Raw genomic sequence first — 14943 nt, forward strand, 5'->3', positions numbered from 1 at the left:
ATTGAGTTGGTGTTTGATGCTCCTCTCGTGCTAAGTTTCTCTGCGTCGCCAATGTGAGAGCGTTGGAGCAACAACTCAATAAAGTCCGAGTGGCGGAATAGGTAGACGCGCTAGCTTGAGGTGCTAGTGCCTAATTAAACGGGCGTGGGGGTTCAAGTCCCCCCTCGGACACTTCTAAGAAATCGAGATGAGCAATATGCTCACCTCGATTTTTTATTGTGTGAGTGGTACGTGACTCTTACGAGAACCGCTTTAAGATTTTCCCAAAATGGGGAATTATCGTCGTAGAAACGGAAATGATGACGAGTCGGTTTCGGTGCCTGCTCGATTTGGTGTTTTAGGTAGTGAACTGGGTTATTCTTGTCATTTTGCTCCGTATGTTAATCCGTGCGCTGGCGATCAATTGAACTGAAGCCACGCAAACGGTCGAGTTCACGACGTTCCTTTTTGGTGGGGCGCCCGGCACCACGAGGGCGAATAATCGCGGCGGGTGCTTCTAAAGGTGACGGCTTAGGTGCACTTCGATCGATATAACATTCCTGAGCGCGGGGAGCACTGACACGCTTAGCCAGGAGCCCAGTCACTTCAAGAATTCGATCGAAGCCGTCAACACGGTAACGCACGGTGTCCCCGATGCTGACCGGTGAGGCAGGTTTGACTGGTTCGCCGTTAATACGGACATGTCCGGCTTTGCAGGCAGCCGTAGCTAAGGAGCGCGACTTCACTTGGCGAACACTCCACAACCACACATCGATACGTACTTTATTTTGGGTGTGATTAGTCATCTTTTCTCCAATGCTTCATGTGGCGTGGTGTAGTGCGTGATGATGCTGGGGTAGGCATGGGAGGGGTGAACTGGGCGTATGGGGCGCGACGTACATGTTCTCTTTTATGTTTTTTCTTCTTTGCTCGTCCGTGATGAAGAATCCATACCCCTACCGCAACAAGTAGAACGAGCCAGGGGAAACGGAAAACAAATCGGATGATGACGTAGAGAACTCTGCCGATAATACGTAGCGCGCCCCACGCTGCTTGCCCTGAGCTGGCCACGCCGTTTCCCCCTGAAGAACAGTCCCTCAAGGTGGATTTCAGTGCAGCGCGATCAGCATCGGGCAAACCTAGGTCATAGGCATGAACCACAGAGACGAAACGTAGGGCATAGTCGCACCGGTATTCATCATGCGGAGGCCACCACCCTGGCCCTCCTTGGGGATCCCAGGTGCCGGTGGGAGTGGAGCCAATAGGGCCTGTGGCAGGCCCACTAGCACCCTTGTCCTGGTTCGCTTGGCCCTTAACCGCTAATAGGTTGAGTGGGTCGTTGGCGATCTCGAGACGAGTCTGTGCATCCCACTGCCAACCGCCATGTGCCCAGACGTAGTTCAGTGGAACAACATGGTCAATCTGGACAGCGTCGGAGGAGTCTTTCCCCTTAGTGAACTCCACAACCTCCCCCGTATACGGGTCGATTAGGGTGCCGCCCCAGACAGTAGCCATAGGGCAACGGCGGGTAGAGCCTCGTGGCGATTGTCCTTGTGCTTGAATACCAGGATCGGGGGAGTAATCCAGATCGATAAGATCACGCGCCAGAATGTCATCGCGAGTGTCACATCCGTTGTGATCAACATCTTCCCAGGATGGGCCAAACCAACCTTCACGACCACCTGGATGCCATGAGGTAGGTGCAGGGGAATCCGGTGGCAGAGAATCAAGAGCGGACAAGGCATCGTCGATACTTAATATCCCGTCATCAGGATTGTGAATATCGGCAATATGAAGATGGGTAGCCTGCGGAGAGGTGGCAGAAAAAGCTAGTGCAGGGCTCAGAACAACACTAGCCAAACTAAGAATCATGGCTACCACACCAAGGGCGGGACGCATCGGGCGCAGTATGGTCATTACGCGTCCTTTCATGAGTTCATGTGATACGTCGTAACTTCGCTGACATATTGTTGCGGTCACGACGCCGTCCGGTTACCTGGTCTTATATGCCTCACCTATTTTGTGACTAGGGAAACGAAGCAGGTAGTCGTGACCAGAGTGGCACGGGATGTGACGAAGGAGCAAACGAGAATCCACAAGAAATATGGGACTATAAACCTATGACAGATACGGCCCTACATACGACCCTAGACGTCTCTGCCCATCAGCCTGATGAGGTTTACCGCATTCTTATGAGCATTATCGTCCCACGCCCGGTGGCCTGGGTCTCAACTTGCTCTGCTGATGGCGTTAATAATCTCGCACCCTATGGATGGTTCGGTGCTGTCTCCGGTCAACCGCCGATTGTTCACTTCACCTCACGTGCTCCCAAAGACTCATGGCGTAATGCCAATGAAACGGGGAGTTTTGTTATCAATATTGCTGACGCTCCGCTGCGCCAGGCATTGATGGTCACCAGCCAAGACGTGCCGGCGCAAGTCGATGAAAGTGAACTGGCAGGAGTTACCTTGATTCAGAGTGATGAAGTCAGCGCTCCTCGTGTTCAGGAAGCCCCTATTAGTCTTGAATGCGTCACCCACTCGACTCACCCTATTGGTGAATCCATTATGACGTTCGGAACCGTGGTACGCATGCATATTCGTCCTGACATTCTCGGTGCAGATGGCCTTGTCGATGCTGAAGCTCTTAACCCGTTAGCCAAACTTGGTGGAACTGGCTGGAGCAGTGTGGCCCCGCTGCAGTAAGAAGTATGCACTTTCTCATTACAAACCGCCCCGAGCGATAGGCGCTCGGGGCGGTTTGTGTGATGGGCTGATGTCAGTAAATTAAGCCCAACGGTGAGAAGACACAGAAGTTGAGCGAATGGCATGAGGAATCTCGATGCTGGCAGTTTCGTCAACATACCAACTTGTGGAACGCAGACCACGAGCACAGGAACCAGGCCAGGTTGCAGGATCTACATGAGTTAGGCATTGGCCTACGGCATACGCCTTATCGTGGCCGCCAGCCAGCACCATGACGTGGCGGGCTGACTGAATGACAGGGAAGGTCAATGACACGCGTTCAGCTGGAGGCTTGGGCGAATGGTGAACTGGAATAACCGAGCCTTGAATGACGCATGCGTCGGGATGTGAGGGGAAGAGGCTGGCAATATGCCCATCAGGCCCCAGACCCACATGGAGTACATCGCATAGTCCATCACGCGGACCAGAGGTTGCGAACTCCTCATCGTAACGTGAGGCTGCTTCTTCAACCGTAGACACACTGTCCGGACCTAATACGCGGTGGCAGTTCGCCTCCGGAACACCTGAGCGCAGCAATGCATCAGCCAGATTATCATTGCGATCCTTATGGCCAGCAGGAACAAAGCGCTCGTCACCGAACCACAGATGAATACGAGCAAAATCTTTAATCCGAACTCCAGCAACCTCTAATGATGCTGGGAGCACACTGCATACGGCTGCTCCGCCGCGTCCACCGGTAAGAACCAGGTGAACTTCGTCGCGACGTGTTAGGTAATCAGCCAGCAATGTCGCTGTATCGGAGGCGGCAGAGCGAGCAGCAGCGTTTAAATCCTCACGAACAACCACGCGAGGCATCGGGCGTGCCTCAACATTTGAAATGACGGCCGTAGTCCACAGGGCTGATTCATTCCAGGCTGGCATCTTTACTCACCGTCCGTTGAGTTCAATGGCTCATTGAGAACAGATGCGAGAACTTCTTGGTACACCAGGTCAGGGCCCAAGCGTCGGAGTTCTTCGTTCATTGTGGTCACCGGCTCACGACGTTCCATGGTGACGATCTGTGGTTCGTTGCTGCCGGGACGCTCCACAGTAACGCGGTCAGCGTCATGACGGCGGATCACAATGTTTGCTTCACCGATGCGAGCCGAAATATGTCCGATGCCTACTGCGTCGTTATCTTCCACATGGGTCACTGGAACGCCCAGGTAACGTCGTAGCCATGCTGCCATGAGAAGCACGGAGGCATTATCGGAGCGACCGGCAACCTCAACGTGTTCGATGGTGCGAGCGCGAGCGGCATTATCGAGACTACTGGCAACAATGGCACGCCACAGGGTAATACGTGTCCAGGCAAGGTCAATATCACCGGGAGCGTGTTGTGGAGCCAAGTCCAGAAGAGCCTTAGCAGGATTTTCCAGAGCGGGAGTATTGGTGATACGCACGCGGGCCAGTGAACCCAATGGAGAGGCTGAAGGTTTCTTGGGACAATTAGCCGGCCACCACACCACCACAGGAACGTCGGGAAGGAGGAAGGGAACCACAAGTGTGTCCGTGTGAGTAGCTGCTTGGCCATGAGGCATTAAGACAATGGTTTCTCCAGCGCCGGCATCATGCCCCACACGAATCTGCGCATCGAGATAGCCGCAGTTATCGGTGCAATCAGAGGAATCTGTCGGAGCCTCATCGCTGTGGCGACCCGCCTCGTCAGTAATCACACAGACGATACGGCAGGGATGGTCGCGGCTGGCACCGTGTGCTGCTTCTAGAGCGGCTTCAGCATGTTCACTTGTGGTATCGATGATCAGCGTGAGCACACGAGAAGAACCGCGCGCGGCTTCCTCCTGAAGGAGGGCTTCTTCAATATCTTCAGTGGTGGTGGCGTGCAGTTCGGTAATCATGAGCGCCTCCAAACGCGGTTGTCACGAGCAAGCAGATCAATAGCGGACTGAGGACCCCAGGAACCGGGGCGGTAAGTCTGGGGGGCGCCCTGTTGACTCCAGTGTTCGATAACTGGATCCAGGATGCGCCAGGACAGGTCCACTTCACGTTGGTGGGGGAAAAGAGGAGCATCGCCTAGCAAAGCATCGAGAATGAGTCGCTCGTAAGCTTCAGGAGACTCTTCGTTGAAGGATGCGCCGTAACCAAAATCCATGGACACGTCGCGAAGTTCCATGTGAGTTCCAGGGACCTTGGAGCCAAAACGTAAGGTGATACCTTCATCAGGTTGCACGCGGATGACGATGGTGTTGTTACCCATGCCTGCGGTGGCTGCAGACGAGAAGGGAAGGAATGGAGGCTGCTTGAAGACCACAGCAATTTCTGTCACACGGCGAGCCAGGCGTTTGCCAGCACGCAGATAGAAAGGAACGCCAGCCCAACGGCGATTTTCAACGGTGAGTCGCAGTGCAGCGAAGGTTTCCGTGGTCGATTCACCAGGAACGCCGTCCTCTTCAAGATAGCTACGGACCTTGACTCCTCCTTGGAATCCTGAACCGTAGCGTCCACGGGCGGTGGTGAGGCTGAGGTCTTTGCCTAGGCGTACACAGTCGAGAACTTTCTCTTTTTCGCTTCGCACTGCGGCGGCATCAAGGCTGGTGGGCTCTTCCATTGCGGTGAGAGCGAGCAGTTGTAGTAGGTGGTTTTGGATCACATCGCGAGCGGTACCGATGGAATCGTAGTAGCCAGCGCGGGTGCCAATACCAATGTCTTCAGCCATGGTGATTTGCACATGGTCGACGTAAGAGGAGTTCCAAAGGGGTTCGAAAATGGTGTTGGCAAAACGTAGGGCAAGGATGTTTTGGACGGTTTCTTTGCCTAGATAGTGGTCAACACGGAACACATCATCAGGGCGTACGATACGGGCTACCAAGCGATCAAGTTCGCGGGCAGATTCTTGATCGTGACCGAAGGGCTTTTCGATGATGACTCGGCGCCAACTGCCGGGGCTTTCGTCAATGAGGCCACAGCGTGCCACGCGCTCGGTGACAGCGGGGAACCAGTTCGGTGGGATGGAGAGGTAGAAGGCACGATTACCGTGGGTTCCACGAGTTTCATCGAGATCATTGAGAACCTTGGCAAGGCGTTCATAGGCTTCATCGTCCTCGAAGTTTTCGAATGTGACGAAGCGCATGCCGGCGGCAAGCTGTTCCCACATGGGCTCGCGCCATGGGGTACGGGCAGCATTTTGCACGCATTCCTTGACGTACTCGACCATGTCTTCATGGCTCCAGTTACGGCGGCCTACACCGACAAGGGAGAAACTTGGTGACAGCAGGCCACGGTTTGCCAAGTCGTAGATAGCAGGCAGGAGTTTGCGTTTGGCTAGGTCGCCGGTAATACCGAACATGACCATGGCGCACGGGTCAGCCACTCTGGGGAGACGTAAATCGTGGGGGTCAAGTAGCGGATTAGTTGGCGCAGATTCGAAGGGCACGTGCGCCCTCCTTTCACATGCTCGATGCCGAAAAATGGTGAAGCCCGTAAAACACGGCGTTCCTTACAACCTGTAGTTTACGGCGCTTATTCCCACAATCGTCTGGGGTCGAAGAATGAGGCTGACGCATTGTTCACGAAGGGATCGCTTCTTTTGTGGCTATAGGGCAAAAAGGTACGGATTTTCGCCAAAAACTCCCTGTGGCGTTGGAAAAACGTAGTGATCAGCGCAGAGGAGGCAACCAGGAGAGCGTGTGATATCCCACGTCGGGAAGAAAGTGGGCCATAAGTTGGTTCCTGTCCATAGTCCATTCCCCTTAGGATGGAAGTGTTCTCACGCCCTGATCTTGGGGCACCACATGTTAGAGGAGACAAAGGTTTTATGACCTCCACCGCGCAATTCGCCCCCGCCCCTGCCAGCGCTGACCTCGGCGTTTACGGCTTGGGTGTGATGGGAGCCAACCTCGCCCGTAACTTCGCTCATCACGGTCATACTGTTGCTGTAGCAAACCGTTCGATTGAGCGCACTGAGCGTCTCATGGAACGCTACTCCGAAGAAGGTGACTTTGTTCCCGCCTCTAACGTGGAAGACTTTGTGGCTTCCCTGAAGACCCCTCGTGTTGCCGTCATTATGGTCCAGGCAGGCAACGCCACTGAAGTTGTGATCGACCAACTTGCTGAGCATATGGAAGAGGGTGACATTATCGTCGATGCCGGTAACACTCTCTATAAGGACACCCGCCGCCGTGAAGAGGCACTGCGTAAGCGCGGTCTGCATTTCGTAGGTATGGGCGTCTCGGGTGGTGAAGAGGGGGCACTGCGCGGTCCCTCTATCATGCCTGGCGGTACTGTTGAGTCTTATAAGCGTCTTGGCCCCATGCTTGAGTCTATTTCCGCACATGTGGACGGTGAACCTTGCTGCACTCACGTCGGTCCTGATGGTGCCGGCCACTTCGTCAAGATGGTTCATAACGGCATCGAATACGCAGATATGCAACTCATCGCTGAAGCGTACGATCTTCTTCGCCGTGTCGGTGGTCTAAGTGTCGAAGAAATCGCTGAGGTTTTTGAGTCGTGGAAGGACAGCGAACTCGACTCCTACCTCATCGACATCACCACCGAGGTTCTCTCCCATACTGACGCCAAGACTGGCAAACCTTTTGTTGACATTATTGTGGACGCCGCCAGCCAGAAGGGAACTGGTGCATGGACGACTCAGACTGCGCTCGAATTAGGCGTGGCTGTGCCTGCTATTGGTGAAGCTACCTTCGCTCGCGCCGCATCCTCTAGTCCCCTCGTACGTTCCGCCGTCCGTGACGCTGCGCTTGATGGCGGCGAACAGGCGTCTGGTTTTGATGCTGGTGCAGATCGTGACGAGTTTGTTGCTCAGGTCAAAGACGCTCTCTATGCCTCTAAGATCGCTGCCTATGCACAAGGCTTTGATGAAATTGCTGCAGCCAGTGAACTCTATGGCTGGAATGTCACGTTGGCTGACATGGCCCGCATCTGGCGCGGTGGCTGTATCATCCGTGCACGCTTCCTTGGCGACATTACTGCTGCCTATGAAGAGGACCCGCACCTGGCAAGCCTCCTGGTTGCTCCCACTTTTGCTCAAGCACTTGAACGTTGCTTACCCGCATGGCGTACTGTGGTGGCTACCGCAGCCTTGACCGGTGTGCCTGCACCGGCATTCTCATCTTCGCTAGCTTACCTCGACCAGTTGCGTAGTGACCGTTTGCCTGCTGCCCTCATTCAGGGACAGCGTGATTTCTTCGGATCCCACACATACCATCGGGTTGACGATGTGGACGGAACGTACCACACCTTGTGGGCCACCGAAGAACGCGAAGAAGAGAAGTGGGACTGAAATTTTTCCATGCTTCGTGATCCACGATTTATCTCACTGGCGCGGTAAATAGCCTTTGAGGCAGCAATTAATTGATGGGGCCACATGCTGAATACAGCATGTGGCCCCATCAGATTGATAATGATGTTATTTGACTCAGTGCAGTGGTCAGGAGAGAAGGATGAGAACCTGAAAGGACGCTGAAATGCAACGATGTTCATGGCTAAAAACCAGTGAGATCGCTAAACTAACAAGGTGACTTTTCCAGGCTCTACCCCCTCCCCAACCCCTTCTCAAAGCACGATCTACCGCACTGAAGCAGTTGATCGTCGTTCTGCGCTGCGCACACAAAGCGCCGCCATCTTCCTAGACGTAAGCAACGCTCCGCTCCGTCATGAGAACACTTTCTCTGTGAACAGTGACCTCCACGTCACCATTACAAACGTCAGCCCGCAGCCTCCACTCTGGGTGGACTTTATGGGCCACAGTGTCGATCACGTCTCTATTGACTCTAAGACCATTCCCGTGAAGTGGACTGGCGCACGAATTGAACTGCCGCCTATGGAACCTGGCGAACACACCATCAGTGTGCGTGCGCAAGGGCTCTATTCCAACTCGGGACAGGGGCTTCACCGTTTTCACGATCCTGTGGACGGTCACACCTATCTCTACACCCATTGTGAACCCTCCGATGCTCGACGAGTGTGGCCATGTTTTGATCAGCCGGATCTGAAGAACACTGTTACGACGACGGTTCTTGCCCCTGAGAACTACCGGGTGATTGCCAATGGTGCATTGCTAGCCTCTTCGAGTATTCCAGGTAAAACTCAGACCTTCTCACGCTGCTGTCATACTTTTGCCAGCACACCGCCTTTGTCTACCTATCTCACTGCAATGGCTATCGGGCCGTGGCACCGTGTGGAGAGAACCTGGACAAGTCCTGATGGCCAGCGCACCGTTCCCATGTCATGGAATTGTCGCGCTAGCGTGGCCGAACACCTTGATGCTGATGAGTTATTCACTATCACCGTTCAGGGTATGGACTATTTCGATGCCCTCTACCAGTACCCTTACCCTTGGGGTACTTACGATTCGGTTTTCGTTCCCGAATACAACATCGGCGCCATGGAGAATCCTGGCTGTGTTACTTTCAACGAAGACCTTTACCTCTTCACTTCCGCAGCCACCGAAGCACAGCGCGAAGCGCGCGCCAATACGATCCTTCATGAAATGAGCCACATGTGGTTCGGTGATCTAGTCTCACCTACCTGGTGGGAAGACACGTGGCTGAAAGAATCCTTTGCTGACCACCAGGGAACCGACGCCGCAGCAGTCGCCACTCGTTTTAGCGATGCATGGGTCACTTTCGCTTCCCGCCGTAAAGCATGGGCCTACCAAGAAGATTCACGTCCTGCCACTACGCATCCCATCGTGGCTGAAGTTGAAGATCTTCAGGCAGCGCGCCAAGCTTTTGACGGCATCACCTATGCTAAGGGAGCCTCTGTTCTCAAACAGTTGGTGGCATATGTCGGTCCCGAGGTATTTACTCGGGCATCACGGACTTGGTTCGCCACCCGTGCCTTTGGCACTGGCTCACTGAGTGAATTTCTTGAAGTGCTCTCTGAAGCATCTGGCCAGGATATGACTGCTTGGGCAGCTGCATGGTTGCAAACCTCTGGCCCCTCTATCATTACCTCTTCTTTGAAGGTTGATCCGGCTAGCAATACCATCACCAGTCTTACGTTGACGCAGCAGGGCCTTGATCCGGCGACTGGTGAGTCTGTGGTGCGTCCTCATGCGCTGAAAATCGGCCTATATTATGCGGGCAAGGGTGGCACACGCCGCGAATATTGTCTCGATGTTCGTTTTGACTCGGCTACCTGTGAGGTGCTTGAAGCGGTAGGTCTGCCTGCCCCTGATCTGCTTGTGGTGAACGATGAGGACTTGACTTACGCAGTGGTTCGTCAAGAACCCACGATGATTCAGTGGATCAGCGAACATATGGCCAGCGTTGACGATCCGATGACCGCGGCCGTGGTTTGGTCCCAATTGTTCACTATGGTTCGTGACGGCCAACTTGATGCTGCTACTTATGTGGTTGCTGCTCTTGAGCAGGCTCGTCCTGATATGAACTCCGCGACTTTGGACACGCTTGCTATGCAGATGCGTGAAGCCATGGCATTTTACGCTTCTTCTGCCACGCGAGCGCTGTTAATTTCTCGACTCGTGGGGCAGGACGGTTCTTATACAGGGCGCGATGGTCAACGAATCCAAGCGCGCGGCGTGTGGGGACGTATGCTGACTTCCTCGCAGGATTCAGATGCTCGCTTGCTGTGGGCACGCCATTGGCTTCTTGCCGCGCCCTATGCACCGATGGCAGGACCGCAGGTTCATGCAGCGACTGTGATGCGTTGCCGTACCCTGCTAGCCGGGGGAGTAGAAGGGCTCAGCCTGGATCACGATATGCGTTGGCGTGCGGTTATCGCCCTGCATCAACTTGGTGCGGAGTGCGATGATGATCTGGAAGCTATCATTGAAGATGATCCGAGTGCGAGTGGTGTGACGCGCCGGCTCCAGGCCGAATATAGCGAGCCTAGCGTTGAAATGAAGGAAGCCATCTTCTCACGCTTGATGAATGATGATTCTTTGAGTAACGATCACGTCGCAGCCCTCGTTGCTGCGTACTCCTGCCCAGCTCACCGCAAACTTACTCTTGGGTTAACTCAGCGATATGTGGATTCCTTGATTACCATCTGGGATTCACGTAGCCAGGAAATCGCCACCCGCATTGTTGTGGGCCTTTTTCCGGCTGCTGGTGGTGAAGAACAAGCCGTGATAGTTCGCCAATGGCTTGATGATCATCGTGAAGTTGAGCCAGCCTTGAGGACCCTTGTCTTGAAGGGCCTTGAGGATTTGGAGCGGGCGGTTCGTGCGAGAAAGGTCCATTCACCGTGGGCATTCTCTAGTAACGTGTTGCTCTCAGGCATGTAGAGTATGTCTATGTTCGAGCAACAGGTCACTGATTGCTACCCCCATACGTGAGAGGCAACTTATGACGACACCAGTTGATCCCACATCCACCGCAGTATTCGGTGCTATTGATGTGACGGTGGAGCCTGATCATGCTTCTCAGGGCTTGTCCCCTCAGGACTCGGCATCAATCGCAGCCTTGCCTCCTGGCACTGCCCTGTTGATTGTTAATCACGGTCCCAATACGGGGGCACGCTTCCTCTTAGATTCTCCTGAGACTACTGTGGGGCGCCACCCGCACGCTGACATTTTTCTTGATGACGTCACTGTTTCCCGTAAACATGCCATGTTTATCGCTTTGCCCGAAGGCGGATACGGTGTGCGGGATTCGGGGTCTCTTAACGGAACGTACGTGAATCGAAGCAGGGTTGAGCAAGTTGCTCTTCATCAAGGAGATGAGGTGCAGATTGGTAAGTATCGGATGACTTACCATCCCGGTCCTGCCGCTGTTCGTGCACAGTAAGGCGTCTGCCTCATGCTAAGCAATGCCTCACGGGTTAGTGCGCCCGAAAATCAGCAGAACGTCGACTCACAAGCCCCTAATGAGTTCTGGCCCCGAGGGATTAGTCGTGACCCTCATATGAAAATTGGCCAGGTTGTTGACATCCTGGCGGAAGAATTTCCGGCGCTGTCGATCTCTAAGGTTCGATACCTCGAATCTGAAGGTCTGATTACTCCTACTCGTATGGGCAATGGTTACCGTCGATACTCGCGTGCGGATGTCGAGCGCTTGCGTTTCACTCTTGCCGCGCAACGCGATGAGTATCTTCCTCTTAGTGTTATTCGTGAGCGCCTGGCTGATTTGGACGCTGGGGTTGAGGTTGTTCCTCAACCCAGGATTGCGCGTGTCGTAGCCAGTGACGGCGAAGTGTCTATTCCTCGTCACCGTCTGCTTACTATTGACGAAGTAGCTTCTCTAAGTGGCAGCAGTGTCGAATTTGTTCGCCAGTGCATTGATCAAGGAATTCTTAGTGTTCGGACTCGTGGCCGCCTTGAACCTGATGCAGTTGAACTTGTTCGGAGTGTGGCTGCTCTCGATGGACTGGGTGTACCCCTAAGGAATCTTCGGCCGTTGGCGATGGCTGCAGGCCGTCATGCGGACGTGGTGACCAATTCTGTGTCCCTTCTTGCTTCGCGCAATCCTGAATTGGCACGTGAGCGTGCGCAGGAGATTTCCTCGCATATCGTTGCGATGTATGACTTCTTGCTGCGTCACGCAGTGGATTTAGCCCTGGATTAGACCGACCGGTTGATCAATTTATTCACTTACCCTGCTAAATCCTCTGGATACCCGTACTCTTGTGATGTGCACTTCATGCAACTGGTAGGGATCCGCTCCATGGCTCCTGAAATGGATTTGGTTGCTGTCCTGGTTCAACAGGGCGGCTCCCTTACTCTGCCTGTTCCTGTTGCTCCTCGCGAAGCTGCGCTTCTTGAAGCACTTGCTCATGGTGCGCCGCCGCCCGGATGGGTCAGTCTCATTTCATCCCTCACCGTTGCGCTGGGCGGAACTGTTCGACACATTGAATTCGATGCTGACGATGACGGTGCTCTGCAGTGTTCGCTTATCCTTAATGACTCTCATAAGCGTCTACCTTGTGGCTGCGGGGAGGGGCTTCTCATTGCGCTAGGCCAACAACTGCCCATTCGTAGCAGTGCTGCTGCGTTGGGTATTCGCGGGGTGGATCTTAATTGTGATGAGCAAACAGCGGATCAGGCTGTTGAACGTCTGCGCTGGGCCCTCGATAGTGCATCAGCAGATGATTTTCGGCCGCAGTAAAGTTTTGTAGTGTTTGGTTTGGGTGACTGTGGAGCGTTCGAGTTAGACGTTCGTTATCCATGGCGAAAATTCCTTTTACCACATGGAACGTTACCAAAAAGAGTTAAAAGTTAATTCTGTGACTATCGGTGTAGATGTGGTAAAAGTTATTTGTGAGGTGTTTCTCATGTCTTTCGATATATTCTGTAAATGGTCTCTTTTCCTTGGAATCTGAATAAAAAAGCAAGGTTGGACGATAAAGGTTAAACCTCAACGTGAGATTGAGACCTGTCTGTGACCGTTTTCGTGCGTGGCACTCGTTGACGATGCTTGGCCCCTCCCTTAGCGTTATTTGTAGTAAAGCGATATGACGCCTGCTAGGCCTAGTATTGAAGTTCCCTCACCCCCCAGGAGTTGCCATGAGCGTCAATGATGCAAAGTCGATTGCCGCATCGTTACAGCGTCATCAAGGCATGCTGTTTGGCGACCCGCTCCCTGAACTGGATGCTGATACTGGTTATCGCGGCCCGGTTGCTTGTCGTGCTGCTGATATTACCTATCGTCAACTTGATTACTGGGCTCGGACCGGTTTAGTCGAACCTTCGATTCGTGGTGCACACGGCTCTGGATCTCAGCGTCTGTACTCTTTTCGCGACATTCTTGTTCTCAAGATTGTGAAACGCTTGCTTGATACGGGCGTGTCCCTTCAACAAATTCGTCAGGCGGTTTCTCATCTTCATTCTCGAGGTGTAGACGATCTTGCCTCAATGACGTTAATGAGTGATGGTGCTAGCGTTTACGAATGCACCAGCGCAGATGAAGTTATTGACTTGGTGCAAGGCGGCCAGGGGGTCTTCGGTATTGCCGTAGGTCGCGTGTGGCGCGAGGTTGAAGGGTCCTTGTCCACTTTGCCTGTTGAACACGCTGATGCTCCCGCAGTCGTTGATGAACTCGCCGCCCGCCGCGCAGCAAAGCGCCAAGCTGGCTAATTTATGCAGATCATTGACTTTTAGGGGTTTCATCACCTCGATCAGGCCCTTTGTCATGTGTGTATTTGATGGCTTCCCACTAGCATGGGGGTCATGAGTTACTCACCCCAGCCTGCCATTCTTGACTTCGGGACTAGTCAGCATACCTACCTGGAATTTGATCTGATCTCCGAAGATAAAACAGCTGCTATTGACCATCTTTTAACCTTGGTTGCCACTAGCGTCAGTACCAAAACTGGTGCCGTCATTGCTGTGGGTGTTCGTCCAGAATTGTGGGCAGAAATCGGTGAAGAAGCAATCCCTGGTCTTGAAGGCTTTAATGATGATCTCTTGGGTGAGAAGGGCTTCGTCATGCCCGCCACTCAGCATGACATTGCACTGTGGATTCACGGAGCCCAGCGTGATTCTGTTTTCGATTTGTCCAGGAAAATGATTCGTGAACTTGCAGCAGTGTTCACACTTGCCGAATCAACTGACGGCTGGGTATACCAACATAACCGTGATCTGACCGGTTTTGTTGATGGAACGGAAAACCCCAGCCCCTTGGAAGCCCCAGCAATAATTGCGGCAGCAACTGGTGGGTCTGTTCTCCTTCTTCAGCGCTGGAAGCATGAAGCAGACAAATGGGAAAGCCTTGATGTGGAGCGTCAAGAAGCAGTCATTGGGCGAACCAAGGACACTGACAAAGAACTCGAAAATCTCCCAGAAAACTCTCACGTTGCACGCACTGACCAAGAAGATTTCGGTGACATGCTCCGCCGTAACACGGCTTACGGCGATGCAGCCAACCATGGGACGATGTTCGTGGGTGTGGCAGCCGAACGTTCTATCATGCACACCATGCTTGAGAGCATGGCAGGCATTACTCACGGTATTCGTGACGCACTGACCTTTTTCTCTCATCCCGAAACCGGAAGTTACTACTACTTGCCCCCGGCAGAGCGACTTCAGCAGGCTCTCGAAGCGGCAGACACTGAGGATGACGAATAGTCACTGAACGGTGTCCTATCGTTTTTTAATAGGGCACCGGCATGTTGTGTTTAATCATGTCGCTTCTTCATGCTGAGAAATCCGTGCTTTTGCAGTCGTTTCTCAATGTGAAAGTAACCGTTAGATAACCATTCACTCAACAACTGGATTTTTCTTGCTTGTACAGCAGAGAATCATGCCTTAGTTGATAACTCATTACCGTGATAGTTCGCC

Annotated in this window: 13 protein-coding genes and 1 tRNA gene; 9 read left to right on the forward strand and 5 right to left on the reverse strand. The window is 53.4% G+C overall.

Features of this window, described 5'->3' with window-relative positions; all coding sequences use genetic code 11:
- The first annotated feature begins 83 nt into the window (after positions 1-83).
- Positions 84-171: transfer RNA gene (locus A9753_RS04370), tRNA-Leu, on the forward strand.
- A 209-nt stretch (positions 172-380) separates the two neighbouring features.
- Here A9753_RS04370 and A9753_RS04375 read toward each other — a convergent pair.
- Together A9753_RS04375 and A9753_RS04380 are read right to left on the reverse strand one after the other, a co-directional pair.
- Positions 381-785, reverse strand: coding sequence for an RNA-binding S4 domain-containing protein (locus tag A9753_RS04375; protein ID WP_067780866.1), 405 nt, complete (start codon positions 783-785; stop codon positions 381-383).
- Entirely contained in the window at positions 778-1896 is a 1119-nt protein-coding gene (locus A9753_RS04380; protein WP_067780869.1) for an HNH endonuclease family protein, read from the reverse strand. The genes A9753_RS04375 and A9753_RS04380 overlap by 8 nt, the downstream gene beginning before the upstream one ends.
- Before the next feature lie 203 nt (positions 1897-2099).
- Here A9753_RS04380 and A9753_RS04385 point away from each other — a divergent pair, with 203 nt between their 5' ends.
- Complete coding sequence (locus tag A9753_RS04385; RefSeq protein WP_067780871.1) at positions 2100-2684, forward strand: flavin reductase family protein; 585 nt, start codon at positions 2100-2102, stop codon at positions 2682-2684.
- Between the two features lie 81 nt (positions 2685-2765).
- Here A9753_RS04385 and pgl read toward each other — a convergent pair whose 3' ends face one another.
- The 3 genes from pgl to zwf are packed head-to-tail and all read right to left on the reverse strand — an operon-like array spanning position 2766 to position 6036.
- Complete coding sequence (pgl, locus tag A9753_RS04390) at positions 2766-3605, reverse strand: 6-phosphogluconolactonase (RefSeq protein ID WP_067780874.1); 840 nt, start codon at positions 3603-3605, stop codon at positions 2766-2768.
- A gap of 2 nt (positions 3606-3607) precedes the next feature.
- The gene (locus A9753_RS04395) at positions 3608-4582 is read right to left on the reverse strand and encodes a glucose-6-phosphate dehydrogenase assembly protein OpcA (protein WP_067780877.1); all 975 of its coding nucleotides are present in this window, start codon (positions 4580-4582) and stop codon (positions 3608-3610) included.
- The gene (zwf, locus tag A9753_RS04400; RefSeq protein WP_218056741.1) at positions 4579-6036 is read right to left on the reverse strand and encodes a glucose-6-phosphate dehydrogenase; all 1458 of its coding nucleotides are present in this window, start codon (positions 6034-6036) and stop codon (positions 4579-4581) included. The genes A9753_RS04395 and zwf overlap by 4 nt, the downstream gene beginning before the upstream one ends.
- A 462-nt stretch (positions 6037-6498) precedes the next feature.
- Between zwf and gndA the strand changes: the two genes are divergently transcribed.
- From gndA to A9753_RS04435, 7 genes are all read left to right on the forward strand, one after another.
- Positions 6499-7983, forward strand: a complete 1485-nt coding sequence (gene gndA, locus A9753_RS04405) for an NADP-dependent phosphogluconate dehydrogenase (protein WP_067780883.1) — start codon at positions 6499-6501, stop codon at positions 7981-7983.
- Positions 7984-8217: 234 nt separating this feature from the next.
- Positions 8218-10953 carry an aminopeptidase N gene (pepN, locus tag A9753_RS04410; protein WP_083090302.1) on the forward strand — a complete coding sequence of 912 codons (2736 nt, stop codon included), beginning with the start codon at positions 8218-8220 and terminating at the stop codon, positions 10951-10953.
- 61 nt (positions 10954-11014) lie between these two features.
- Positions 11015-11455 (forward strand): FHA domain-containing protein, encoded by a 441-nt coding sequence (locus A9753_RS04415; protein WP_067780887.1) that lies wholly within the window; start codon positions 11015-11017, stop codon positions 11453-11455.
- A 12-nt stretch (positions 11456-11467) separates the two neighbouring features.
- A complete protein-coding gene (gene ftsR / locus A9753_RS04420) occupies positions 11468-12232 on the forward strand; it encodes a transcriptional regulator FtsR (protein ID WP_245637362.1) in 765 nt (254 codons plus the stop codon).
- 99 nt (positions 12233-12331) lie between these two features.
- Complete coding sequence (locus A9753_RS04425; RefSeq protein WP_176702725.1) at positions 12332-12772, forward strand: bifunctional nuclease family protein; 441 nt, start codon at positions 12332-12334, stop codon at positions 12770-12772.
- A gap of 452 nt (positions 12773-13224) precedes the next feature.
- Positions 13225-13740: a MerR family transcriptional regulator gene (locus tag A9753_RS04430; protein WP_067781154.1), complete on the forward strand. Its 516-nt coding sequence runs from the start codon at positions 13225-13227 to the stop codon at positions 13738-13740.
- Between the two features lie 93 nt (positions 13741-13833).
- Positions 13834-14730: a Dyp-type peroxidase gene (locus A9753_RS04435; RefSeq protein WP_067780897.1), complete on the forward strand. Its 897-nt coding sequence runs from the start codon at positions 13834-13836 to the stop codon at positions 14728-14730.
- Positions 14731-14943: the final 213 nt, after the last annotated feature.

Origin of the sequence: Actinomyces vulturis (genome assembly GCF_001687305.1) — a bacterium.
GTDB lineage: Bacteria > Actinomycetota > Actinomycetes > Actinomycetales > Actinomycetaceae > Actinomyces > Actinomyces vulturis.

What these genes read in the sequence shown, in the direction of transcription:
- A9753_RS04375 (WP_067780866.1), bottom strand. Translation starts at nt 785, where the DNA reads ATGACTAATCACACCCAAAATAAAGTACGTATCGATGTGTGGTTGTGG.
- A9753_RS04380 (WP_067780869.1), bottom strand. Translation starts at nt 1,896, where the DNA reads ATGACCATACTGCGCCCGATGCGTCCCGCCCTTGGTGTGGTAGCCATG.
- A9753_RS04385 (WP_067780871.1), top strand. Translation starts at nt 2,100, where the DNA reads ATGACAGATACGGCCCTACATACGACCCTAGACGTCTCTGCCCATCAG.
- pgl (WP_067780874.1), bottom strand. Translation starts at nt 3,605, where the DNA reads ATGCCAGCCTGGAATGAATCAGCCCTGTGGACTACGGCCGTCATTTCA.
- A9753_RS04395 (WP_067780877.1), bottom strand. Translation starts at nt 4,582, where the DNA reads ATGATTACCGAACTGCACGCCACCACCACTGAAGATATTGAAGAAGCC.
- zwf (WP_218056741.1), bottom strand. Translation starts at nt 6,036, where the DNA reads ATGGTCATGTTCGGTATTACCGGCGACCTAGCCAAACGCAAACTCCTG.
- gndA (WP_067780883.1), top strand. Translation starts at nt 6,499, where the DNA reads ATGACCTCCACCGCGCAATTCGCCCCCGCCCCTGCCAGCGCTGACCTC.
- A9753_RS04415 (WP_067780887.1), top strand. Translation starts at nt 11,015, where the DNA reads ATGACGACACCAGTTGATCCCACATCCACCGCAGTATTCGGTGCTATT.
- ftsR (WP_245637362.1), top strand. Translation starts at nt 11,468, where the DNA reads ATGCTAAGCAATGCCTCACGGGTTAGTGCGCCCGAAAATCAGCAGAAC.
- A9753_RS04425 (WP_176702725.1), top strand. Translation starts at nt 12,332, where the DNA reads ATGGCTCCTGAAATGGATTTGGTTGCTGTCCTGGTTCAACAGGGCGGC.
- A9753_RS04430 (WP_067781154.1), top strand. Translation starts at nt 13,225, where the DNA reads ATGCTGTTTGGCGACCCGCTCCCTGAACTGGATGCTGATACTGGTTAT.
- A9753_RS04435 (WP_067780897.1), top strand. Translation starts at nt 13,834, where the DNA reads ATGAGTTACTCACCCCAGCCTGCCATTCTTGACTTCGGGACTAGTCAG.